The sequence below is a fragment of the Spiroplasma endosymbiont of Andrena trimmerana genome (assembly GCF_964019575.1).
Taxonomy (GTDB): Bacteria; Bacillota_I; Bacilli_A; order Mycoplasmatales; family VBWQ01; genus Spiroplasma_E.
Genome location: NZ_OZ026455.1, coordinates 1,596,971 through 1,620,838, shown reverse-complemented (window position 1 = coordinate 1,620,838; position 23,868 = coordinate 1,596,971). Strand labels below are relative to the sequence as shown.

Sequence of the window (23,868 nt, the reverse complement as noted above, 5' to 3'; positions counted from 1 at the left end):
GTTTCTAATAAGATATTTTCTTTTTTCTTTTATTAATTTGAACTTAAATTTTAGATTCATATTTTTTATAATATTCTAGGCAAATCAATTCTAAAAAAATTATCTAATTTTTCTCATGCAATATTACGTTGACTTTCTTCAGTATCTATTCACTGATCAAAGGCTTCGGCAAATAAATCAAGATGTGATTCTCGGCCATATTCACTTCTCACAATACCATATGCTAAAAGTTTTTGATAAATTGGATCGTTAATTTTTGTACCATTTGCTAATGATGAAATCATATAATTAGTTTCATCAGTTATTTCTCCTTTTTCTAGATTATCTTTTAATAAATAAGATGAATTAAAATAATTATTTCATCATTTTTTAGGATCATTATCTGCAAGTGAATTTATTCTTTGTTTTCCTTGAAAATTTAAACGAATAAAAGAACCTAAAGCATGACCACATTCATGAACAATTGTTCTAATAATACTTTTTGAAGCTTTATAACCACTAACATATTGCCAATATTGAGTTCTTTTACTAAGAGAATTTGGATTTATTGCCATAACTTGAACTAATGAATAATTTTGAAATTGTGAATCATAAACATAACCAGATTTAACAAAACCAAATAAGCCATTTTTATTAATTTTAGCCACTCGATATAAAAGTTTAAGAACATTTTTTTTACCATAAATTTGTGCAAATATATTATAAAATCGAACTAATTTATCTTTTATCTCTGCTTTTTCATTAGCATTTATTGTAGATGAATTAATTAATGTATCCCAATTAATATTTGTATAAGTTTTGCCAAGATTAGTAATATTAATTTGATTTTGTAAATCAGAAAAATCTGTAAAATTACTCTTATTATTTGCTAACAAGTTAAATTCATTAATCGATTCTTTTTTTGCCTGATATTGAATTTTTTCTTCTAAATTAGTAACAAAGTTTAGTTTTTTACTAGTTTTATTAAATCAATTTTGCGGATTTTTTAAATATCATTGTTTTAAACTAGCAGCATCTTCACCTTCAATAAAATTTATGCGATCACTTACTACTTTATTAATTCTCTTATTGATATCAGGAACAATATAATTACCAGAAATATCTTGCTCATTTTCATCAGCTAAATCATAATCATTATTAGTACAACCTCACCTACAAGCAATAACATTTATTGTTGTTGCACTAACCAAAATATAATTTAAAAAAAATCTAATTATTTTTCTCATAACTTTATCTCCTGAATCTATATTTAAATAATTAGGGATTTATATTAATTTAATTATGCTATCATGAAATATTTAACTTATAATAAGGTATTTCTGTATAACTTTCTGATACTTTTGTTGAAAAAGCAAATATTTTTGATCCTGGTTTAGGAGTTATTTTTGCAGTTTTTAATTTTTTATTAAAACTCTCAATAAGAAATTCATTATATAAAATATCTTTATACTTATCAGCAATTTTTTTACCAAGTGTCTTTACTACAACATCATAAAATAATTTATTTTTATTATTTTCTGTATATAATCCTTCTAACTTAATGTCAATTTCTTCATCATTTTTTGGTTGTTTACCTTGGTAGTTAATAAAAACTCGATTATTTTCTGTTGGTAATGGTAAAAAGTTTGCTTTAAATGATGAATAATTCATAATATTTTCAATTGCAAAACTAAATTCAATCTTTCCTTCATTATTAAAATTGGGAAAACTTAACTCATATATTTTTAATGCTGAACTAGTTAAAGCAGATGTAATCTCATTTTCATAAAATTTTATTAATTTATTACGATTTCCTAAATATTCCATAACTGTTGCAAATCTCCCAAATTGACTTGTTGGATGTAAGAATGTGCTTTTTTCATACATATCAGTATTAAAATAAATTTTTCCAAGATTTTGTTCATAAAAAATATCCGAAAATTCTACTGGCTTATTTAAAATATCTATTTTCCCTTGAAAGTGACTATTACTTTTTGCTATTAAAGAAATATTTTTATTATCTTGATTAATTAGTACATCTAAATCATTATTAGAAAACTTAGTACCATTCATAATATTAATTGCTTCTAAAATTAAATCTTTATCAACTATTCCGTTTTTTTCAAAACTTTTACTATAAGGCAATGCTTTTTTAGTTATTATTTGACTAATATCATTACTTAGTCAAAGCAAATTAACCTCTTTAACTAAAAAAGGTAAATCTGTTGTATCTGGCATATAACGAATAATAGCCTTTGTCATTCCATCTAACATATCAACATCAATATTATCAGTATTCATTTTTTCTTTTCTTAATTCACTTTTCAAACTAAATGAATTAGGAATTATATTATAAGTTTCTTTAATACTATTATTTATTTTGCTTAGATTCGTACTTAATACATTTCCAAAAGTTCCTACAGTTGTTCCAAATGTTAAAAAACTTAATGTTGCTAATAATAACTTCATAAATTAAAACCCCTTTATATTAATAATGTAATTCTACATGATTTCTATGTTTACTTCTTTCTAATTACTTTTACCATTAATAGTATTCATTATTACAAATAATACTTAAGTTATTATTATATTTAATTTAAAAAAATGATTAATAAAGCATATACATTGCCGTAATCAAGAAAAAAATAAAAAAAACTTTATTAGTTATTGCAAATTATACTTTTCTTCAATATAATAATTAAGGTTTAGTAAATGCCCGGTTAGCTCAGCGGCAGAGCATTCGACTGTTAATCGAAGTGTCATAGGTTCAAATCCTATACTGGGCGCCATTATTCTAAACTCTTGTTTTCTACGGCTCGTTGGTGAATTGGTAAACACATAGGATTTTCATTCCTACATTACGGGTTCGATCCCCGTACGAGTCACCATTAATTAATATTTAGACTGCAAGTATTATAATTACTTGTTTTTTATTCCCCTAGATGTCTCGTTAGCTCAATTGGCAGAGCATCAGACTCTTAATCTGAGAGTTGTAGGTTCGAGGCCTATACGGGACACCAAAATGCGGAATTGGCGAAACTGGCAGACGCACCAGATTTAGGCTCTGGCGCCGAAAGGCATGAGGGTTCAAGTCCCTTGTTCCGCACCATACATTATTTTATTAACCTTTATGTTTTTCATTAAAGGTTTTTTTCTTTTTTGAAATTTTTATTATATAAAAATTAAAATAAAATATTATGTTTAAAATATAATATTTTATTTTAATTTAAGAAATTTATTGGGAGATTGTCAAAAATCCGGAATAAATTAAATCGTTGTAGTCTTATTATAAATTTAGACAAGAAATAATTTGGATTTTTATGAAATTGTAAATTTATCTTACTACTAATTTAAAAATATTACAATTAAAATACTCAATTTTATAAATTATTAAAATGTTTTTATAATTTAATTAACATAAATATATAACAAAAATTCTTATTAACTTTTAATTTAATAAGAATTTTTAATTTTAAAATAAGTAAAATTATGTTTTTAAATTTATTTGATTACATTTAAAAATAACCATTTTTATATAAATAAAAATACTATATGTTCTATTAACAATCATTTCTTTTAAAACATGTCAAATATTTGTTTCAGTAAAACAACCAATATTTCATTTTGCACCTTGATTAACAATACCTTTTTTATTATTTTTAAAATATTGTTTTTTTAACTTTTTATGATTATCTAATTCTTTATATAAATAATCAATTAATTGTTCATATTGACCATTATTAATGAAATCTTTACAATTATTATATTCACTTCAATATTTTCCTTTATTTCCCGCCATTATACCAAGATATAATGTTCTAATTAAATGGAATTTATCTAAAACAAACTCAGCACCAAGATAATCTGCTACATCTTTAATTCATCCAGCACTATCTCCACAAATAATTATTTTTGCTTGTTCAACATTTTCATAAAATTTTTGACAATGTTCTTTAACAAATTCAGCAGTTTTTTTAACTCCAATTGCTGTTCTTGTTGGTCTAATAATTGCTTTTACTCTTTTATTTTGTACTTTATGATTAATATTATCTGTATATGTTGTTATTAATCTCATAGAGTGTTTTATACCTTTACGTTTAAAATCTCAAAACTTTCGATGTCCATCATCAATTGCTACAAAAATAGGTTGATTTTTTTCTAATTTTACTTTTACTGGATTTGCTTCAATTACTTCTAAATTTTTAAAAACTCTATGAACAGTACTAACACTAATACCTGCTTTTTTACAAATAGCACAAATATCATGATATCTTTTTCCATCAGCAAAATATTCAATAATAGTTTGTTCAACATTTTCACCAATTCTTTTATATTTAGGTAATTCTAGTCATTCATCAACTAAACAAACACGAACTCATTTTTGTAATTTTTCATCAAAATATTCATAAATTCTTCTTTTATAAGTTACTAATCCATACATTATTTTTCTTGTTCGATATTGATAATCAACAATTTTATATTTCTTTTTATCTCTTGTATTTTTTATTCTTCAATCTCATTTTTCTCATTTTTTTGTTATATGTTCTAAAACTAATTTATCAATTTTTGCACTTTGTTCTCTAAAATTTCATTTATAATTAAAATTCACATTTACTTCTCCTAACTATTTTAAAAAAATCTAAATTTATTGTAAATATATTTAAAAAATTAATTTACTTAATTATTATATAAATATATAAGTGTAATTTTAAATAAAATAAAAATTATTTAAAAAACCACTTTCATATTTAAAATATAACAAACAATTTCAATATAATTAATAGTATAGGTATCACAAAATAAACACCTTTAATTTAGGCATTATTTTGAGTTTAAAAGCATACTTGTAAAAATAATCAAAAATAGTACAATTTATAAGTAAAATCAAGGAAAAAAGGAGTAATTTAAGATGAAAACATGAATAAAAACAAATTTAAGTAAAATAACATTAGCATTAGCACTAACTGGTGCTGTAAGTGGAGTAACTGGTTTAATAATTAGTTCAATAGCACATAATAAAACTAATGATTTAACTTATTTTTTAGACCATCATTATAATGCGCACTGGGGGGAGCTTCTATTTGAGAAAGTCAAAGAGGAGACCATTATAAAATAGATTTATATTTTGCAATTAAACCTAATAAAGATAAAGATATAAAATGAAACGGAATCTATCCTGATGGATATTTTGATAATTAAACTTCTAAATTTATATAGAAATGGGCGGTTGTCAAAGTTACGAAATAATTTATTATCATATTAGTAACTTATTTCCAAAAATGAATTATTTGAAAAATAATGAAAATTAGACAAAATTACTCTCTTTTCTTAAAACATTAAATTTATATTTTATATTCGACGTATTTAAAAAAAATAAAATATACATTTTGTAAGTTAAATTAAAATTATCAACAAGGAAAAAGACAAGAAATAATCTTGTCTTTTTTTGTAATTGTAAAATTTTAAAATTTTTAATAACCGTCTTTAGCACTATTATCAACACGTGTTGGGGAACTAAAAAAGTGAACTACAACACAGTTGTTAAAAATAGTAGCTAGAACATGTGGACTTGCATGGATAAATAAAAAGTGGAGTGATACCTAATAAAATATACTAACCATTAATGGTAATTCTTGGGGTGGGAGCGAATTGGAAACTAGTATATATAGACCTGTTGTAGGGACCCATTGTATTAATTCTATTCTTTATTTAACCAACCTTGCCACTCCCCAGTGAGCAAGTGTTGGTTTTATTTTTTATTTTTTTTGAAAAATTTTTTTGGGCGAGAAAATAAATTTAAAACTTGTAAAAAAAATTGAGCGGTGCCGGTTCAATTAAAATATTAATTTGTTTAACACAAATTAAATAAATATTGAATCGAATGCTCGATTTCTTTTTAAAATTTCACAATTTATTTTTGAGCCCAGTTTTCATGGAATGAATAAAACGAATAGTAGTATTATTAATAATCTAAAAATCAAAATATATGTTCTTTATGCTAGAAGCAACAGAACATATTAGGAAAGGATTATTATGCAAATAGAATTTAAAAAAGAACAAATTGTTAAAGATAAACCACAATCTATTCTTATTGATTATGGTGAATATAAATTACAATGTCCAAAATGAATGGTTAAAAATAATAGTTTTATTGCTGATGATAAATATACATATTGAGTTTTTAATTTAGAAAATATTAAAAGAGAATTAAGTGGTAATGAATTAATAAAATTATTAGAACCATATATTAAAGACCAAAAAATAACTGTTAATAAACCAACTGCTCCAAAAGAATATTATCTTAATGATATAAAACTTGAACCATTAAAATTTTATGAACAGCATAATAGTTGATTTATCGGTGAAATAACAGATAACAAAACTAAAATTACTAATCCTTGTTTTAAATATAACATTACGTGAGAAGAAAACAGAAAAGGTTTTAAAATAAATAATCCATATAAACATGATGATTTACCAATTAATTATTTAGTTACTTCTTATAAGGAAATTTCAACTCATAATGAAAAAGTATTTTTGTTGAACATGTAAACAACATAAATTAGATTATTTATTCTTTAATACTAATGATATAAAAACAAGAAAATATTTTTTAAGAGATAAAAATAGTAAAGCAATTTGTTATGACTGTATTTTAAATATTAGGTTAAGTAGGAGGTATAAATATGAATAAAGAAAAACCATTTTCTTATAAAGACCAAGAAATTATTAATGAATATAAAGAAAAATTAATTACATATTTAGAAAATAAAATTAAAAATGATGGATATAGAAGTGCAAATAATGATTCAATATATTATTCATTAATTCAAAAAATAAATAATGGTGAGTTTGATTAATAATGCAATATGACTTAATTATTGGAATTGACCCCGCTGGAATTGGTAATAATGGAATTGTTATATATTCACATGAAACTAATAATATTACTTTTAATGAAACATTCAAAACTAAAACAGTTTTAGAAAGTAAAAATATATATAAAGAATATTTTAAATTAATTAAAAAACAATTTATTAATCAAAAAATATTAGTTATTGTAGAAAATTTCTTTTTAAGCTCAAAACAATTATTAACTAATCCATTAGCAACACCTAAGATTATTGGTGCATTAATGGTATTAGTACAAGATGTTATGAATTGAGATTATTTAGAAAGTGAACCAAAAAATAAAACTAAAATAGAAAATTATAAAGGAAATATAAAATTAACAAAACATGAACAAGATGCATATAAGCATATTCAATATTATTTAAGGAAATTATAAACATGAAAGATAAAGCAAATTATGTCAAATTAACAGTAAAACTGAGTAACACTATTGAAGCAAAATATTACGAAAAAGGTAATAAAGAATTATATTATAGTGTTCGTGGACAATGAAATGGTTTAAACTATGTTACTTTAATTTTTAACAACCCAAAATTTTATAGACGATGTATTTTATTAAACAAAAATGATGAAATTTTAGTAACTGGTGAAATCTTTAATAATTGAAATATGAATATAAATCGTGCATTTTGTTCAATTAATGTTAAATGATTTAAAAAATGAAAAGAGTAAAAAATGATATTATGAAAAATTTTATTAATAGTACCAATATTAATAACAATTATAACATTAATAATATTTTTAATAATAAATATTAAAAATATTATTAAAGAATTAAAAAATGAATATAAAGTATTGAAAATATTAAGTGAAATTTCTAATCAAATTGAAAATAAGGATAATAAATAATGAATAATCATGAAAATTGTATTAATAAAGAAAAAATAATTAAGATTATTGAAGACCGTATAATATGACTTAAAAATGAAATAACTAATGTTAAATCTTTTAAACAAATAGAATTTTATATATGAGAAGAAATATGTTTAAAAGATTTTTTAATTAAAATAAAAAACAAAAATATTGAAATTGGTGAATTTGATAATGAATAAGCTAAATTGTAAAGGTAAGTGCAACTAAATTATTTTTCTATCCAAATATTCGATTGGTGAAAGATAATTTAGTATTTTTCTCGGTTTTTGATTTAAAGACAATATAAATTTATGAACTTCATTTTTATTAGTTTTTGAAAAAATAAATTTTTTAGGAAATTTTTCTCTAATTAAACCATTAGTATTTTCATTAGTACCTCTTTGTCAAGGTGAATATGGATTGGCAAAATAAATTTTTACATCTAAATTTTTTTCAAGTTGTTGTCAATTTGAAAATTCTTTGCCACGATCAAAAGTAATAGTTTTAACAATGTTTTTAGGAAGAATTGATAAATAATAACTGACATTTTTATTAATAACTTTAGTAGTTCTGTTTTTAACTAATATTGCTAAAGTAAATCGTGATACTCTTTCAACTAAAGTTATTAAACATGATTTGCTTTTACCTCGTGATGATACTATAGTATCTCCTTCTCAATGACCAAGTGTTATACGATCATTAACATTTATATCTCGTTCTTTAATTGATTTACCATTAAACTTGCCACGATTTTCTTTAGATTTTCGTTTTTTACCTTTTCTTCTTAAATTTTTACTAGTAACTTTATCAAGCATTCCAAAATAAATTCAAGTATAAATTGTTTTAAAACTAATAACTCATTCTTTATGAAAATTTTTAATTCTGCCATAAATTTGTTCAGGTGATCAACCTAATAGTAATTTTTGTTGTACATATTTTACTAAATTCTTATTTTTAAACTTATGAAAACTAATATGTGATTGTTTTCGATTTTCAGCTTTATTTTGTGCAATTAATGAAAAATAATGATTATTATCTTTATTTCTATTAATTTCTCGAATAATAGTACTAATACTTCGATTAAGATTTTTAGCTATTTCACTAATTTTAAATTTAAATTTCAATTGATTCTCAATATAAATTCTTTCATCTATGCCAAGATGTTTATAACTCATATAAAAACTCCTTACTTTTTTCTAAACTAAATTTAGCATTATGAAATTTTTATATGAGAATTTTTTGCAATTTTATTTACTTGCACTTACAAGTATAACTCAGCATAAAGAAAAATTACTTAAATATATGAAAGATATAATTAAATGAACTAAAAAAATTAATTATACAAACTCTCATTTTGACAAAAATATTTTAAATTTATTAATTGAAAAAATAGAAAAAGGTGAATTTGACTAATGATTATCTTACCTACTTTGTTTGAAAATAAAGATGAAATTGAAATATTATCACCATTTCCAAAAGAAATTCATACAAGTAATGATATTAGAGCAATTATTTTAAGACAATACCCAAATGTTAAATCAAAACACATAATTGTTTCTGACCCCGAAAGTAATGTTGCATTAATAGTTGGTGATAATGATGTTTATCAAGGTTGAATTAAAGTAACAGTTAAAAAATTAGAAATTAAAGGAGAATAGAAAATGCCAAGTATAGAAAATCAATCAAATTATACTTTAACTAAATTAATTAGAACTGGAATAAGTCCAATTTGTGCAATGATTGGTACAAGTGCTTATTATGGTCAAGTAATAGATAATCCATTATTAGGTTCAATTAATAGTTTATTATTTGGTAAAAAATTAGGTTTAGATATTTGAAATTTAAATCAAAGACCAAATACAAAAACTAAATTAATTAATAGTAGTAAAAAAATACTATTAGGTTTAGGAATAATTGGTTTAGCAAATTATAGTAAATGAACTGAAAATAATATTAATCCTATTATTCCAACAACACCAACTCCAATAACTACTACAACTACAACTGAGGGTCCTCCATGATTATTATTAAATAAGCAAGAAAATCAGTCATTAATGGATTGAGATACTTATATTTCATTAAATGCTTATGGTATATCAAATCTTATTAATGGATTAACGGAGTTAGTACCTAATAAATTTGAAACAATAAGAAAGATTTGTAATATGGCTACTGGTGGATGTTTAATATCAAGTGGTGTAGCTATGGGTATAAATAATGATTTTAATAATGCTTATGCAGTACCTACCATAATTGCTGGTGCAAGTGAAATTATCCATAATTTAATACCTATGGAAACTACAAATCATAATGAAGAAATGCAAGAAACATCATTTAATGATGAAACTGCAAGATTAATTAATGACAATAGATTTACTATTAATAGTGAAACTGCAAGTCAATATTATGGTAGTGATAATATGAGCGAAGTACCATTAAATAATGATAATGCTTCATTAAATTGAGATTACAATCACATGAGTTTATAAGGGAGGTGAAAAGCAATGAATAAAGAAAAAATTATTGAATATTATAATAATGAAATTCAGACATATAAAGAAAGATTGGAACAATTAAATAAAGAAATATCTGTATTAGTAAAAATTATAAGTAATTCACAGTCAATGATTGAAAGAATTAATGGTGGTCAATTTGATGAATAATTAAAAATTAAAAATAAATAGTTGAAAGGAAAATATTGAAATGAAAGAATTTTTACATGAATTAATAATTATTGGAACAAGTGTTGGAACATTAATTTGCAGAGAAATTATTGTTTTATTAAAAAGATTTATCACAACTCCAAAACATGTTAGAGCAAATAACAAAATTATAAAACATCAAAAAAAATTAGCAAAATTAAATGAAAAAATTAATAAAGGAGAAAAATAATATGACAAAAATTGAATTTAATGAAAAATATAGAAAACAAGATATCAGTATTGATAGAGATTTTGATTTACATATTGATAATTGTTTTAAATTTTCTGATATCAATACATTAGAAAATGCTGTTAATGATTATAAAAAACTAATAAGTGAAATGCCACAATTAGTTAAAGATTGATTACTGGGATAAGATTAGGAGAATGTTAAATGTTAGAAAATGAAGATAATGTTCAACAAACAACTGAACCTTTAACTGAAAATAATGCTCAACAAGAAATAGAAAATAAAGTTAATGAAGCAGAAAATAAGTTAAATAAACTTAATCAAGAAATTAAAGAAAAAGAAATGATTAATATATTTAAAAAATATCAAGTTAAAACTGAATTTTATGATTATTTAAAATTTAAAACTAATAATTTAGAAAATTCAAAAATTGAAGAAACTATTAAAAAAATGATTAAAGAACAACCAGTATTTAAAGAAACAATTAATACAGGTGGCAATAAACAAATAATTATTAATAATAAACCAAATGATAAAGAAAATTTTTTAATTAATTATAAAAAGAAAAATTATTTATAAACGAAAGGAAGAAATAAAATGTCAGTACCATTTAATCAAAATTTAGACAATACAGAGAGATTAATAGAAGCACCAGAATTTATAGAGTTTTTTAAAATTTCAAATAGTCCATGGGCAAACTTTTTCCCTACTGAAATTGTTGACTCAGTAAATATTGAGTTTATTGTTAAAAAACCAAAAAAACCAGAAGTTAAAATTAGTGCTTGAGATGATAAAAGTAAAAGATATGAATTACCATATGTTGATACAGATAAAATTAGTAAAAAAATAACTAAAAAATATCTTGCAGGAGAAATTATTGCAGATGTAGATTTAAAAGCAAATAATGGTCAAAATTTATTAGATAGTATGCAATATGAAGTTGCAAATGATTTAGCAGATAAATTGGCAATTGATGATACACAAGCAATTGCAAAATTTGCTACTAAAATCGATATTGAAGATACAACACCAGTAGGCTATTTAAAATCAATGTTATCTGCTTGAAATACTTTGTTTCAATTTAGAAATATTGCAAATAGTAAATTTTTTATTACTAATGGTCTTTATGATAGTTTAGTTTATTTAGCAGATAATAAAGGTTTAATTACTGATAATCAGTTGGCACAACAATTACGTTTAAATGGAAATAATTTATATGTAAAAGGTGTATTATGTGAAATCGTTCTTGATGACTATATGGTTTTTACTAATGATAAAAATGAACAACAATTAATGACCTTTATTTTAGCAACACCAAGAGCAATGAAAAGATACATGATAGAAAATACAGTTATTTATGTAGATTTTATTAAAGATGATAAAGCAGGAAGAGCATATAAAGTTGCTGGTGAAGTTGTTGGAGAAGCAATACCATATATTTCTAATAATGAAACAACATCAAGATGAATGTTATGTGGAGTTATTAAAACAGAAAAAACTGATTTAAAAACTAAAATTACAAGTTTAACAATTGATATTACTGCAAATGTTAATAACAATAATAGTGAATTAAATACACAAATAAAAAGTACTAATGAACTTAAATCATTAAATCCAAATTTAACAAATCCAACTATTAAATATTTTAGTGATGCACAAGGAAAAACTAATGTAAGTAATCAAAAACAAAAAGCCGGTGACTTATATATAACTATTACTGCAAATGTTAATGACTTAAATTATAAAGGAACAACAAATCAAATTAAAATAACTCTTAAATAAAGGAAATTAATACCATGCCAATCGGTACAACTAATACAGCAATACTTTTAAACATAAATAAACCCAAACATACTAGAATAAGTAAACAACAAGAAAATAAAAGTTTTTGATGAGAAATTTTAGAAATGATTGGTGTACAAGTAATAGCAGTAGCACTTGCTCCTTTTACTGGTGGATTAAGTGAAAGCGTAGCCCTTGGATTAGGTGCAAGTGATTTAGTTGCTAGTATTAGTGCTGTTGGTGTAGAATTTTTAACTGATTTTACTATTAATCAAGTTTATGATTATTTAAAAGGAAATGTAACAAAATTAAATACTTTCTTTAATATACTACCTGCATTTGCTGGACTGAATAAAATTAGTCGTGGTTATCGTACAACTAAATTTATTAAATTAGCACAAGAAACTAAAACATTAGAACAAGTTGGTATTAAAGAAGTAAAAAACTTACAAGAAATTATTAGTCAAGTAGGTGGAAAAGAAATTTTAACAGATAAAATTATTGGTAATAAACGTTATTTAATAAATTATAGTTTTACTCCTAATCGTGAAACAGTATTACGAGATTTAGGTTATGTTGCTGAAAGACAATATAAAAATAATTTTCAAAAATTAGAAGCACAGGAGTTAAAAGATTACTTATTATTACAAAATACATTAATAAAATTAAGTCCACAATTAACTCCTAAATTTAAAATCAAAGATATTGAAAAAGCAAATAATTTTTTAAAAAAATATAATACTGATTTAAAAAAAGTATTATCTATGAACCAACATGATTGATTAAATTTAGTTCATACAATACACACAGAAAATAGATATGGAAAAACTTTAATTTTGGATTTACAAAAAATTCGTGCTAATGCTATTAAATTTGATTTTAAAAATAATGTTATTCATCAACTTGTTTTAAAAGCAAATCAAAGTTTTAAATATTTTGATATTAGATTTTATTGCTAAATTGTAAAGGTAAGTGCAACTAAATTATTTTTCTATCCAAATATTCGATTGGTGAAAGATAATTTAGTATTTTTCTCGGTTTTTGATTTAAAGACAATATAAATTTATGAACTTCATTTTTATTAGTTTTTGAAAAAATAAATTTTTTAGGAAATTTTTCTCTAATTAAACCATTAGTATTTTCATTAGTACCTCTTTGTCAAGGTGAATATGGATTGGCAAAATAAATTTTTACATCTAAATTTTTTTCAAGTTGTTGTCAATTTGAAAATTCTTTGCCACGATCAAAAGTAATAGTTTTAACAATGTTTTTAGGAAGAATTGATAAATAATAACTGACATTTTTATTAATAACTTTAGTAGTTCTGTTTTTAACTAATATTGCTAAAGTAAATCGTGATACTCTTTCAACTAAAGTTATTAAACATGATTTGCTTTTACCTCGTGATGATACTATAGTATCTCCTTCTCAATGACCAAGTGTTATACGATCATTAACATTTATATCTCGTTCTTTAATTGATTTACCATTAAACTTGCCACGATTTTCTTTAGATTTTCGTTTTTTACCTTTTCTTCTTAAATTTTTACTAGTAACTTTATCAAGCATTCCAAAATAAATTCAAGTATAAATTGTTTTAAAACTAATAACTCATTCTTTATGAAAATTTTTAATTCTGCCATAAATTTGTTCAGGTGATCAACCTAATAGTAATTTTTGTTGTACATATTTTACTAAATTCTTATTTTTAAACTTATGAAAACTAATATGTGATTGTTTTCGATTTTCAGCTTTATTTTGTGCAATTAATGAAAAATAATGATTATTATCTTTATTTCTATTAATTTCTCGAATAATAGTACTAATACTTCGATTAAGATTTTTAGCTATTTCACTAATTTTAAATTTAAATTTCAATTGATTCTCAATATAAATTCTTTCATCTATGCCAAGATGTTTATAACTCATATAAAAACTCCTTACTTTTTTCTAAACTAAATTTAGCATTATGAAATTTTTATATGAGAATTTTTTGCAATTTTATTTACTTGCACTTACAAGTATAACTCAGCTATTTAAAAAAAGGTTTAAATAAATTTTGAAAAGATACACCATATTTTGAAAAAATAAGAGAAAGTATATATAAATTACAAGAAAAATTTGAAAAGTTAGAAAAACAAGCATTTGAAAAAATTAATAAATTAAAACAAAAAGCAACTGATTTATTTACTAGTGCAGAAAAAAGAGCAATTAAACATGCACAATTAATTCCATTAAATTCACCAGTATTTATGGGTTGTAAAATTCAACCTTTATCATTAGATAAATGTGCAATTACTATTTATCATCGCAATCCTAAATATAAACCAATTACAGTTGTTGATAGTATTCTTAAAGCAAAAACTTTTGTTACTCAAATACATCCATTTCATTGATATCGTTGATATAGTGGTTGATACATGGGTTATGGTATTAATCGTAATAAATGATTAAAAGCAATAGCATTTGCTCCACCAGTGGTGCAACAAATAATTAGAGATAGTTTTAAAGTATATAGAGAAATATTTAGAATAATAAGAACTTATCATAAAGTAGTAAATGTTATTAATAATCCTATTGAAAATATTAACAAATCATTTAAAAATGTTGGTTTAAAATTTTCAGTAAATACTTTATTTGGTACTGGATTATTACATCATTTAGAAAAGTTTGCATATAGTCAAGTTGTAGCAAAAAGTAAGAAAAAATTAAAAAAAGGCAAAAATAAAATACAAAAAGAAATTGAACATATAACACATAAAAAAACAAAAAAACATACTCATCATTATAAACAAGCATTTTTTAAGGAATGATAAATTATGATTAATAAACTTTGAACTGATGTCAGTCTTGAAAATTATAATAACTGATATCCATTAACTGGAAAAATTACAAAAACACCACAGCAATATATACAAACATGACCTAATGTTAATGATTGATTTAAAACTTTTGCTATTCGTGCTCAAAATGATATTAATGCTTATCTTGATTTTATTTTATCTAAATTTCCTTTTGATAGTTTTAAAGATGAGTTAATTAAAGAAACATTAAGAGATATGGTTTATGTAATGGTTGAACATTGAGTATTTAATCGTACACCAATTGAATTTAATGTTGATGCTACTATTCAATTTAATAATGGTAGTCAATTTAGTGCAAATAGTACTCCTACAATTAATGTTTGAGATTTAGCACCTAGTAGAATGAAAATATGAGCAAGATTAACAGAATTAAAACAAATATTTTCAAGTTATAATGATGATGAAATAGATGTTGAAAAAATTGACTTAAAAGCATTTTATACTAGAAATCAAGTTGATGAATTAATTGAACAACAAAAAGAATTTACATTATCAAAACAAATTAAATTATATGATGATTTAGTTGATGATAATGAAAATGAAATATACAGAGGTCCTGTTAGTAAATTTGTTAATAAAGGTTATGTTGCAACAGATTATGATAAAGAAACTGAAACAATGATTTTAGATTGACCTGATGAAATTGGAACATTACCACCCGAAGCATTACAAAATAATCCACAAATTGGTGATTATACACATGCACCAACTTGTGATTTTTCTGTTAAACAACAAAAACGAATTACTACAAATGAAAATGAAATTACCAAATTAAATAATGAATTAATTAAAGCAAATGAAAATATTAATGATGTTAAAAATAATTGATTTAATATTGAAACTAGTCCCTTATGAAAAAAAGTTGAAAATAATAATATAGAAACATTAAGAGATATGGTTTATGTAATGGTTGAACATTGAGTATTTAATCGTACACCAATTGAATTTAATGTTGATGCTACTATTCAATTTAATAATGGTAGTCAATTTAGTGCAAATAGTACTCCTACAATTAATGTTTGAGATTTAGCACCTAGTAGAATGAAAATATGAGCAAGATTAACAGAATTAAAACAAATATTTTCAAGTTATAATGATGATGAAATAGATGTTGAAAAAATTGACTTAAAAGCATTTTATACTAGAAATCAAGTTGATGAATTAATTGAACAACAAAAAGAATTTACATTATCAAAACAAATTAAATTATATGATGATTTAGTTGATGATAATGAAAATGAAATATACAGAGGTCCTGTTAGTAAATTTGTTAATAAAGGTTATGTTGCAACAGATTATGATAAAGAAACTGAAACAATGATTTTAGATTGACCTGATGAAATTGGAACATTACCACCCGAAGCATTACAAAATAATCCACAAATTGGTGATTATACACATGCACCAACTTGTGATTTTTCTGTTAAACAACAAAAACGAATTACTACAAATGAAAATGAAATTACCAAATTAAATAATGAATTAATTAAAGCAAATGAAAATATTAATGATGTTAAAAATAATTGATTTAATATTGAAACTAGTCCCTTATGAAAAAAAGTTGAAAATAATAATATAGAAACATTTAAATGATATTTTATTAAAATCAGTTATCAATATTCAACAGAAAATAACTTTATGAAATTTTATAAAGTAATTAAAATTTATTTAAATAATATTTTTCATGAATTTGAATTGTTAAATGTTGATTCCATGACTTATAAAGAACAAATACAAAATAAAAATATTTTAAATATTGGAACTATTTACTATAACAATAGAAATAAAACATTTAGTGGTGGCGGTAATTCTTATCCTGAACGTGGAAAAATTAATTTAATTGGTGATATACAAGAAATATATCAATATATAGGAAAAGGTGCACCAACTGAATTTATAGCAGAAGAAAATACTGAACGTGATTATTATACAAAACTAGAAACTAATAATTTATTAGATAAAAAACAAGATAAATTAATTGCTGGTACTAATATAACTATTGATGAAAATAATAAAATTAGTGCTACTGGTGGTAAAGTAGATTTATCTGATTATTATAAAAAAGAAGAAATAGATAAAAAATTAGAAGATACAAAAGCACAATTTCCGATTGCATTTCAAATAAATGCTCTAAGTCAAGAAATTCCTAATTTAAAAACTACTGATAAAACTATTGCTGGGGCTATTAATGAAAATAAAACTAATATTGATAAAAAGAAAGATAAAGAAAATTGAGTTGTAATAGGAAATAGAGTTGATAATAGAACATGAAGTAATTTTGATATTAATCTTGGTAAAACATATCGTGTATTTATAACATGAGAAAGACTTGCACCATTACAAAATGGTTATCCACTAATGTTATTGTTTAAATCAGCACAAGCAGTTGGAACTGGTACGTGAACTCTTATTATTGGTAAAATTAATAATAAAGAAGCTTCTTTAATTCTTAATGCTGATTATACTAAGGTTAATAAATGAAGTTTATTTATTAAATGTGAAATTGATGGTGGTGCTATATTTAATTTTGAGGAATTAAAAGAAAATACTTATCAAATTACTAGTGATACATTAGATATTACTTCACCAAGTGTAATTAATATAGATAAACCAATTAAAATTAATTCAAAAAGTTTAGAAACAAATGAAATAGAAGAAAATAATTGAGATATTGAATTAAAAAATAATCCAACACCAAGTCCAAATATTCCACAATGAAAAGAAGTTGGAACAAAAGAAGATAATAAAACTATTAAGTATAATTTTATTAAAAATAAAAGATATCGTATTTATTATAATTTTACTCCTACAAATGATAATACAAAATCTTCTTGAATATGTACAGAATTTATATATGTTAATACAACACAATATTTAAATTGTATGATTACACAAGATTATATTTATATTTGATTACAATTAAATATATATAGTATATTTTTAACTACTGCACCATATCCACATTTATATGGAAAAATTTTAAAATTAGAAGAATTACAGGAATAATATTATGTTTTTTAAAATTATAAAAATTATTTTAGGTTTAATAGGAGTAATTCTATCATCTGCAACTGCTGGTTTAATTATATTTATTATTGTAAAAATCATATTAAAAATTAATCAAATATTTTAAAGAAAGGTGGTGAATATTATGTTAAGTTTATTTAAAAGAAAAGATAAAAGCAATATTAATGATAATCAAAGTGAAAAATTAAAATTTTTAACTAATAAAAATAAAAGTACACATGCTTCTATTTTAAATTATTTTGGTTTTAATGATTTTAACCATGAAACTTATTTTACTGATTTTGTAGCAGAAAATAATGCTAATTTATATAATGCTCCATTAGAAATTAATAATGAAACCATTAAACAATATTTAATTCAACAAGAATTTTATAGAAAAAATTGAAATTCTATTTTTAAATTAAGTAAATTAGGAATTAGTGGTTATTTAATTTATATTGCAAATGATAATTTATATTTTCAAGTAGTTGACATACAACAAAGAGTTTATGATATTACTGGTAAATTAATTCAATGTACTATTTTTTATGATAATTATGAACAAAATGCACAAACTGTAAGATTATTTGAAGTTTATACATTAAACAATGAACAAGTAACAATTAATCGTGCAATTTATAGTATTAATGATACTAAAAAACAAAATAAATTAGATTTTAAATCATACATTAATAATCCCAATTTAGTACAAGAACAAATACTAAATATTAATTATATACCAATAGCAATTATGAGAAATAAAGCAAATGAACAAGCAGATTGTGAAAAAGTAATGGATAAAATTAAAGCACTAGATGTTATTTATGAACAAATTGTTTTAGATACTATTTTAAACTCACCTAAATTTATATTTAGTCAAACTTATGGTAATGTTCAATCAGCATTAGAAGAAGCAGTAAGAACTTTGGTTACTAAAAACTACATATTTAAAAGTGGTGGAGATAATAATGAACAAAACGAAAATATCAATATGACAAATAGTAATTTTAAAGGTAAAAATTTAACTGATATATATGATTGAAATGTTAATGAAATATTTAAACGTTGTGGTATTCATATACCAAGTCAAAAGAAATCAGCACAACAATCAGTTCCAGAAAGTACAGCAGTTAATATTTCAACTATTAATTATATTGAACAAAAATTATGACAATTTAATATTGATATTCTTAAATTTATTCAAATATTAGTACGTATGGATAAAGATTTATTAAATAGTAAAACATTTAACATTAATGATGAACAAAAAATTAATAATTTAACAGTTAAATTAAAATTATTTAACCCCGAAAATAACCAATTAATAGGAGATAACAATGGAAAACAACAACAAACCACAAACGAAGTTTCCTCAGAAACAGAAACAAACTAAACTTAATCAAGCAGAAATAGAAAATGATTATTTAATCGATAATATCCCTTATGACTTTACTAATATGATGCGTGCTACTAGTGACCCAGACATTAATAGAGCATATGATGAATTTAAAAAAAGAACAATTTATATTTATGAAATTGAACGTTTATTTAAAAACAATGAAAATAATAGTTTAAGATTTTCAGCAAACACTATTAAAATAGGTTTTATTGATATTGATAAAGTATTAAAAACTATTGCAGTTGAAACATCTGATTTTACTATGCAATTAAATCAAAGAGCAAGTACTAACATTAATGATAATACAATTGAATATAGTATGACTGATATTAAAAATTTAATTTTTCAAGAAATAAATTTATTAAATCAATTTAAATTATATGCAGTATCTATTAATGAACCATTAACTGAAAATAACATTGATAATTTATATATTATTAATAATTATTCACAACCTTATCAAAATCCAAAAACTAGAAGCACTAAAAGTATAACTATTATTAAAATTAAAGATTTTAAAACAAGAGATGGTTATCCAATCATTATTAAATTACAAAAACCATTAGATAAAGATACCAAAGTAATTGGTTTAAAAATTAAAGCTCCTAGAAGCATGATTTTTGGCAATATAAAGGTACTTGGTGAAGTTGACAATATGGAAGTATACCCAAAGTTATTTGTGAAAGATAAGATAGCATTTCCACTATTATCAATGCCTATTGAAACTCAACCAAAAGTTAGAATATTACAACAATGATTTAGTGAACAAATATTACCTTGAAATTTAGCAAAACAATTTATTGGAAAAGAAAAATCAGTTTTAGATTTAATTGCTATTGGTGGAGGTACTGAAACAAGAAAAGAAATTATTAATAATGCAAGAGTAACAAATGCTAAAATTGGTTATGATGTTACTAAAAATTCAAAAGTATGACCCTTATCTGATGAACTAGAATTAAAAGATACAAAATTAGAGTCATGATTTTTAGCAGGTAACTATAATTTATTTATTTCTACAACAAATAAATTTCATGATGTTGAATTAGAAATAAAAGATAGACCACCAATTGATAGTTTACAAAAAGTATTATTAGATATGTTAACTTATACATATACTTATAATAGAAACTTTGATGGTACATCATTAACCAATGACACGACTAAAATTAATGATTTAGATAAAATGCGTGCTAAATTCGAGGGTCAAAAACCAAGTGATGTTATTACTAATTTATTTAAACAGTGAGAATTAGATTATCCAAATTACATAAATTTACCACAAGTTAAAGTATTAAAACAAATAGTTACAATGTTATCAAAAAATATTTATTCAACAATGTCAATTAATAATGGCCTAAACGATGATTATAAATTATTATTGCCTTATTATTTTGAATTAAAGTCAAATCCTATTCATTCTACATCTGATAAAGTTTGAGAATTTAAAGATGTAAAAGTGATATTAAAATCTGAATATTTTGACTTTACAGATATTAATAACATTAAATTAAAAAATAATGATATTAGTCAAAATGAATTATTTAAACTTGATGATAATCAATTCAACTGATTATCTATTACAAACGAATTAGAAAGTAATAACATACCTTCATTAATTCCAGCAGATTGAACACTTGGTAATGGTGAATATGGAAAATACTTTACAAGGGCACTTATTAATAAAAATAAAATTAAAAATGCTTTAAATTTATATGGTTCAGATAAATCTCAATTATTTTCTAAATTAGACTTTTATGAAGAAATTTCACAAATTGACAATGATAATGAATTTGAATTGCAAATTAAAAATCCGATTAATAATTTAAATCGGATTGAAATCAGCGGAATATTTGGTGCCGGAAATTATGATTTAATTTTAATAACTGATAAAAATATTGATATCACTTTAAACAATATTAGTTTATTTGAAAAATATAATGAAAATATTTCCTATATTAATTTAGAAATTTAGATTATTTATTAAAATATCCATCAGGATATGTACCATCTCATTCTATGGCATCATCTGTAAATTTATTAATTGCAAAATATAAATCCATTATATCTTTACTATGATTTTTTCTTTCTCATATTGTTGAAGTACCAAAAACAATTTGTTTATTGTGGTCTAAATAATGTTTAACATTAGTACCTATATTATGGGTAAGCACCCCCCCATGATTAATCCTATTGTTCCAGTTGTAGCACCAGTTAGTGCTAATGCTAATGTTATTTTACTTAAATTTGCTTTTATTCATGTTTTCATAATAAATTTCTCCTTTTTATTTTTTCTTAATTTTTCACAAGTTTTTAATCATTTTGGTAATAATTCATGTTCTAAATTAATTGCATGATTTTCACAAAGAAAAAGACTAAATGTTGTTGATTTTAATTCTAATAAAACAATATTACTTCATTTGTTATTACAATTTTTACTTTGACAAACAACATTCATTTTTCAAAATCTTTTTTAAAGATTTTAAATTAGTTACAACTTTTAATGATTTTCCTTTACTATTTTGCATTTAAATTCTCCCTTTTTAAAATTTCTTTTCCTGTTTGACTAAAACTAACTTTGGGATTTATTTTTTTATTTTCTTGGTGAATAAACTCTGCTGCTTTTAAATTAACAAATTCTGTATGTAATTTTGGATATTTTCTTCATTTTTCTATTGTTGCATTTGGAATTCATTGATTACCAATAAAATCTGTAAATTTAATATTATGCTCATTACAAAAAATATCATATTTTTTATTAAAAAATTCTTTTCTTTTATTACAATTTATTATTAAACATTTATTTATTTTGCTCATTTAATTACTCCTTTTTTCCTTGATTTTACTTATAAATTGTACTATTTTTGATTATTTTTACAAGTATGCTTTTAAACTCAAAATAATGCCTAAATTAAAGGTGTTTATTTTGTGATACCTATACTATTAATTATATTGAAATTGTTTATTATATTTTAAATATGAAAGTGGTTTTTTAAATAATTTTTATTTTATTTAAAATTACACTTATATATTTATATAATAATTAAGTAAATTAATTTTTTAAATATATTTACAATAAATTTAGATTTTTTTAAAATAGTTAGGAGAAGTAAATGTGAATTTTAATTGCTAAATTGTAAAGGTAAGTGCAACTAAATTATTTTTCTATCCAAATATTCGATTGGTGAAAGATAATTTAGTATTTTTCTCGGTTTTTGATTTAAAGACAATATAAATTTATGAACTTCATTTTTATTAGTTTTTGAAAAAATAAATTTTTTAGGAAATTTTTCTCTAATTAAACCATTAGTATTTTCATTAGTACCTCTTTGTCAAGGTGAATATGGATTGGCAAAATAAATTTTTACATCTAAATTTTTTTCAAGTTGTTGTCAATTTGAAAATTCTTTGCCACGATCAAAAGTAATAGTTTTAACAATGTTTTTAGGAAGAATTGATAAATAATAACTGACATTTTTATTAATAACTTTAGTAGTTCTGTTTTTAACTAATATTGCTAAAGTAAATCGTGATACTCTTTCAACTAAAGTTATTAAACATGATTTGCTTTTACCTCGTGATGATACTATAGTATCTCCTTCTCAATGACCAAGTGTTATACGATCATTAACATTTATATCTCGTTCTTTAATTGATTTACCATTAAACTTGCCACGATTTTCTTTAGATTTTCGTTTTTTACCTTTTCTTCTTAAATTTTTACTAGTAACTTTATCAAGCATTCCAAAATAAATTCAAGTATAAATTGTTTTAAAACTAATAACTCATTCTTTATGAAAATTTTTAATTCTGCCATAAATTTGTTCAGGTGATCAACCTAATAGTAATTTTTGTTGTACATATTTTACTAAATTCTTATTTTTAAACTTATGAAAACTAATATGTGATTGTTTTCGATTTTCAGCTTTATTTTGTGCAATTAATGAAAAATAATGATTATTATCTTTATTTCTATTAATTTCTCGAATAATAGTACTAATACTTCGATTAAGATTTTTAGCTATTTCACTAATTTTAAATTTAAATTTCAATTGATTCTCAATATAAATTCTTTCATCTATGCCAAGATGTTTATAACTCATATAAAAACTCCTTACTTTTTTCTAAACTAAATTTAGCATTATGAAATTTTTATATGAGAATTTTTTGCAATTTTATTTACTT

29 protein-coding genes and 4 tRNA genes are annotated in these 23,868 nt (G+C 22.4%); 24 read left to right on the top strand and 9 right to left on the bottom strand.

The features are described 5' to 3' along the window. Positions 1-65: 65 nt before the first annotated feature. Positions 66-1,226, bottom strand: coding sequence for a hypothetical protein (locus AACL03_RS09620; RefSeq protein ID WP_339040149.1), 1,161 nt, complete (start codon positions 1,224-1,226; stop codon positions 66-68). A 58-nt stretch (positions 1,227-1,284) separates the two neighbouring features. Next, on the bottom strand, positions 1,285-2,448 hold the full coding sequence (locus tag AACL03_RS09615) for a hypothetical protein (RefSeq protein ID WP_338959515.1): 1,164 nt from the start codon (positions 2,446-2,448) through the stop codon (positions 1,285-1,287). 245 nt (positions 2,449-2,693) lie between these two features. On the opposite strand from AACL03_RS09615, the gene AACL03_RS09610 reads away from it, so the two are divergent. The 4 genes from AACL03_RS09610 (at position 2,694) to AACL03_RS09595 (ending at position 3,088) form a co-directional block, all read left to right on the top strand. After that, a tRNA-Asn gene (locus AACL03_RS09610) sits at positions 2,694-2,768 on the top strand. Between the two features lie 24 nt (positions 2,769-2,792). Next, positions 2,793-2,867: transfer RNA gene (locus AACL03_RS09605), tRNA-Glu, on the top strand. A gap of 56 nt (positions 2,868-2,923) precedes the next feature. Beyond that, positions 2,924-2,999, top strand: a tRNA-Lys gene (locus AACL03_RS09600). A 4-nt stretch (positions 3,000-3,003) separates the two neighbouring features. Next, positions 3,004-3,088, top strand: a tRNA-Leu gene (locus tag AACL03_RS09595). Between the two features lie 378 nt (positions 3,089-3,466). On the opposite strand, the gene AACL03_RS09590 is transcribed toward AACL03_RS09595, so the two are convergent. Then, positions 3,467-4,588, bottom strand: a complete 1,122-nt coding sequence (locus AACL03_RS09590) for an Mbov_0401 family ICE element transposase-like protein (protein ID WP_339040148.1) — start codon at positions 4,586-4,588, stop codon at positions 3,467-3,469. 300 nt (positions 4,589-4,888) lie between these two features. On the opposite strand from AACL03_RS09590, the gene AACL03_RS09585 reads away from it, so the two are divergent. The 7 genes from AACL03_RS09585 (at position 4,889) to AACL03_RS09555 (ending at position 7,943) form a co-directional block, all read left to right on the top strand. Next, positions 4,889-5,095, top strand: coding sequence for a hypothetical protein (locus AACL03_RS09585; protein ID WP_339040147.1), 207 nt, complete (start codon positions 4,889-4,891; stop codon positions 5,093-5,095). Positions 5,096-6,012: 917 nt separating this feature from the next. Continuing rightward, complete coding sequence (locus AACL03_RS09580) at positions 6,013-6,531, top strand: hypothetical protein (protein ID WP_339040131.1); 519 nt, start codon at positions 6,013-6,015, stop codon at positions 6,529-6,531. Positions 6,532-6,665: 134 nt separating this feature from the next. Next, on the top strand, positions 6,666-6,839 hold the full coding sequence (locus tag AACL03_RS09575) for a hypothetical protein (RefSeq protein WP_339040130.1): 174 nt from the start codon (positions 6,666-6,668) through the stop codon (positions 6,837-6,839). 2 nt (positions 6,840-6,841) lie between these two features. Then, positions 6,842-7,267, top strand: a complete 426-nt coding sequence (locus AACL03_RS09570; RefSeq protein ID WP_339040146.1) for a hypothetical protein — start codon at positions 6,842-6,844, stop codon at positions 7,265-7,267. Between the two features lie 2 nt (positions 7,268-7,269). After that, positions 7,270-7,563 (top strand): hypothetical protein, encoded by a 294-nt coding sequence (locus AACL03_RS09565; protein ID WP_339040127.1) that lies wholly within the window; start codon positions 7,270-7,272, stop codon positions 7,561-7,563. Between the two features lie 3 nt (positions 7,564-7,566). Then, positions 7,567-7,740, top strand: a complete 174-nt coding sequence (locus AACL03_RS09560; RefSeq protein ID WP_339040145.1) for a hypothetical protein — start codon at positions 7,567-7,569, stop codon at positions 7,738-7,740. After that, a complete protein-coding gene (locus tag AACL03_RS09555; protein ID WP_338959436.1) occupies positions 7,740-7,943 on the top strand; it encodes a hypothetical protein in 204 nt (67 codons plus the stop codon). Before AACL03_RS09560 ends, AACL03_RS09555 begins: the two co-directional genes overlap by 1 nt. A 24-nt stretch (positions 7,944-7,967) precedes the next feature. Here the strand turns inward: AACL03_RS09555 and AACL03_RS09550 are convergent, their stop codons facing one another. Further along, entirely contained in the window at positions 7,968-8,918 is a 951-nt protein-coding gene (locus AACL03_RS09550; RefSeq protein ID WP_339038665.1) for an IS30 family transposase, read from the bottom strand. A gap of 237 nt (positions 8,919-9,155) precedes the next feature. Between AACL03_RS09550 and AACL03_RS09545 the strand changes: the two genes are divergently transcribed. From AACL03_RS09545 to AACL03_RS09510, 8 genes are read left to right on the top strand one after another with little or no spacing between them, the layout of a single operon-like run. After that, complete coding sequence (locus AACL03_RS09545; RefSeq protein WP_338959439.1) at positions 9,156-9,401, top strand: hypothetical protein; 246 nt, start codon at positions 9,156-9,158, stop codon at positions 9,399-9,401. A 3-nt stretch (positions 9,402-9,404) separates the two neighbouring features. After that, the gene (locus tag AACL03_RS09540; protein ID WP_338959441.1) at positions 9,405-10,232 is read left to right on the top strand and encodes a hypothetical protein; all 828 of its coding nucleotides are present in this window, start codon (positions 9,405-9,407) and stop codon (positions 10,230-10,232) included. A 15-nt stretch (positions 10,233-10,247) separates the two neighbouring features. Continuing rightward, positions 10,248-10,406 (top strand): hypothetical protein, encoded by a 159-nt coding sequence (locus tag AACL03_RS09535; protein ID WP_338959443.1) that lies wholly within the window; start codon positions 10,248-10,250, stop codon positions 10,404-10,406. A 40-nt stretch (positions 10,407-10,446) separates the two neighbouring features. Then, a complete protein-coding gene (locus AACL03_RS09530; protein WP_174481134.1) occupies positions 10,447-10,635 on the top strand; it encodes a hypothetical protein in 189 nt (62 codons plus the stop codon). A gap of 1 nt (position 10,636) precedes the next feature. Next, complete coding sequence (locus tag AACL03_RS09525; RefSeq protein ID WP_174480219.1) at positions 10,637-10,822, top strand: hypothetical protein; 186 nt, start codon at positions 10,637-10,639, stop codon at positions 10,820-10,822. Between the two features lie 17 nt (positions 10,823-10,839). Next, the gene (locus tag AACL03_RS09520) at positions 10,840-11,214 is read left to right on the top strand and encodes a hypothetical protein (protein ID WP_339038774.1); all 375 of its coding nucleotides are present in this window, start codon (positions 10,840-10,842) and stop codon (positions 11,212-11,214) included. Between the two features lie 18 nt (positions 11,215-11,232). Then, complete coding sequence (locus AACL03_RS09515) at positions 11,233-12,417, top strand: hypothetical protein (protein ID WP_339040144.1); 1,185 nt, start codon at positions 11,233-11,235, stop codon at positions 12,415-12,417. A 14-nt stretch (positions 12,418-12,431) separates the two neighbouring features. After that, positions 12,432-13,376 carry a hypothetical protein gene (locus AACL03_RS09510; protein WP_339040143.1) on the top strand — a complete coding sequence of 315 codons (945 nt, stop codon included), beginning with the start codon at positions 12,432-12,434 and terminating at the stop codon, positions 13,374-13,376. Positions 13,377-13,395: 19 nt separating this feature from the next. On the opposite strand, the gene AACL03_RS09505 is transcribed toward AACL03_RS09510, so the two are convergent. Next, a complete protein-coding gene (locus AACL03_RS09505) occupies positions 13,396-14,346 on the bottom strand; it encodes an IS30 family transposase (RefSeq protein ID WP_339038665.1) in 951 nt (316 codons plus the stop codon). A gap of 323 nt (positions 14,347-14,669) precedes the next feature. Between AACL03_RS09505 and AACL03_RS09500 the strand changes: the two genes are divergently transcribed. From AACL03_RS09500 to AACL03_RS09480, 5 genes are read left to right on the top strand one after another with little or no spacing between them, the layout of a single operon-like run. After that, positions 14,670-15,233 carry a hypothetical protein gene (locus AACL03_RS09500; protein ID WP_339040142.1) on the top strand — a complete coding sequence of 188 codons (564 nt, stop codon included), beginning with the start codon at positions 14,670-14,672 and terminating at the stop codon, positions 15,231-15,233. A gap of 3 nt (positions 15,234-15,236) precedes the next feature. Then, positions 15,237-18,287, top strand: coding sequence for a hypothetical protein (locus AACL03_RS09495; protein ID WP_339040141.1), 3,051 nt, complete (start codon positions 15,237-15,239; stop codon positions 18,285-18,287). 4 nt (positions 18,288-18,291) lie between these two features. Continuing rightward, a complete protein-coding gene (locus tag AACL03_RS09490) occupies positions 18,292-18,414 on the top strand; it encodes a hypothetical protein (protein WP_255495924.1) in 123 nt (40 codons plus the stop codon). Positions 18,415-18,432: 18 nt separating this feature from the next. Next, positions 18,433-19,680: a hypothetical protein gene (locus AACL03_RS09485; protein WP_339038766.1), complete on the top strand. Its 1,248-nt coding sequence runs from the start codon at positions 18,433-18,435 to the stop codon at positions 19,678-19,680. After that, positions 19,625-21,658: a hypothetical protein gene (locus AACL03_RS09480; RefSeq protein WP_339040140.1), complete on the top strand. Its 2,034-nt coding sequence runs from the start codon at positions 19,625-19,627 to the stop codon at positions 21,656-21,658. Before AACL03_RS09485 ends, AACL03_RS09480 begins: the two co-directional genes overlap by 56 nt. Before the next feature lies 1 nt (position 21,659). On the opposite strand, the gene AACL03_RS09475 is transcribed toward AACL03_RS09480, so the two are convergent. From AACL03_RS09475 to AACL03_RS09460, 4 genes are all read right to left on the bottom strand, one after another. Then, positions 21,660-21,857: a hypothetical protein gene (locus AACL03_RS09475; RefSeq protein WP_339040139.1), complete on the bottom strand. Its 198-nt coding sequence runs from the start codon at positions 21,855-21,857 to the stop codon at positions 21,660-21,662. Beyond that, a complete protein-coding gene (locus tag AACL03_RS09470) occupies positions 21,839-22,141 on the bottom strand; it encodes a hypothetical protein (RefSeq protein ID WP_339040138.1) in 303 nt (100 codons plus the stop codon). The genes AACL03_RS09475 and AACL03_RS09470 overlap by 19 nt, the downstream gene beginning before the upstream one ends. A gap of 59 nt (positions 22,142-22,200) precedes the next feature. Continuing rightward, positions 22,201-22,500: a hypothetical protein gene (locus AACL03_RS09465; protein ID WP_338956837.1), complete on the bottom strand. Its 300-nt coding sequence runs from the start codon at positions 22,498-22,500 to the stop codon at positions 22,201-22,203. A gap of 335 nt (positions 22,501-22,835) precedes the next feature. Continuing rightward, positions 22,836-23,786 carry an IS30 family transposase gene (locus tag AACL03_RS09460; protein WP_339038665.1) on the bottom strand — a complete coding sequence of 317 codons (951 nt, stop codon included), beginning with the start codon at positions 23,784-23,786 and terminating at the stop codon, positions 22,836-22,838. Between the last annotated feature and the right edge of the window lie 82 nt (positions 23,787-23,868).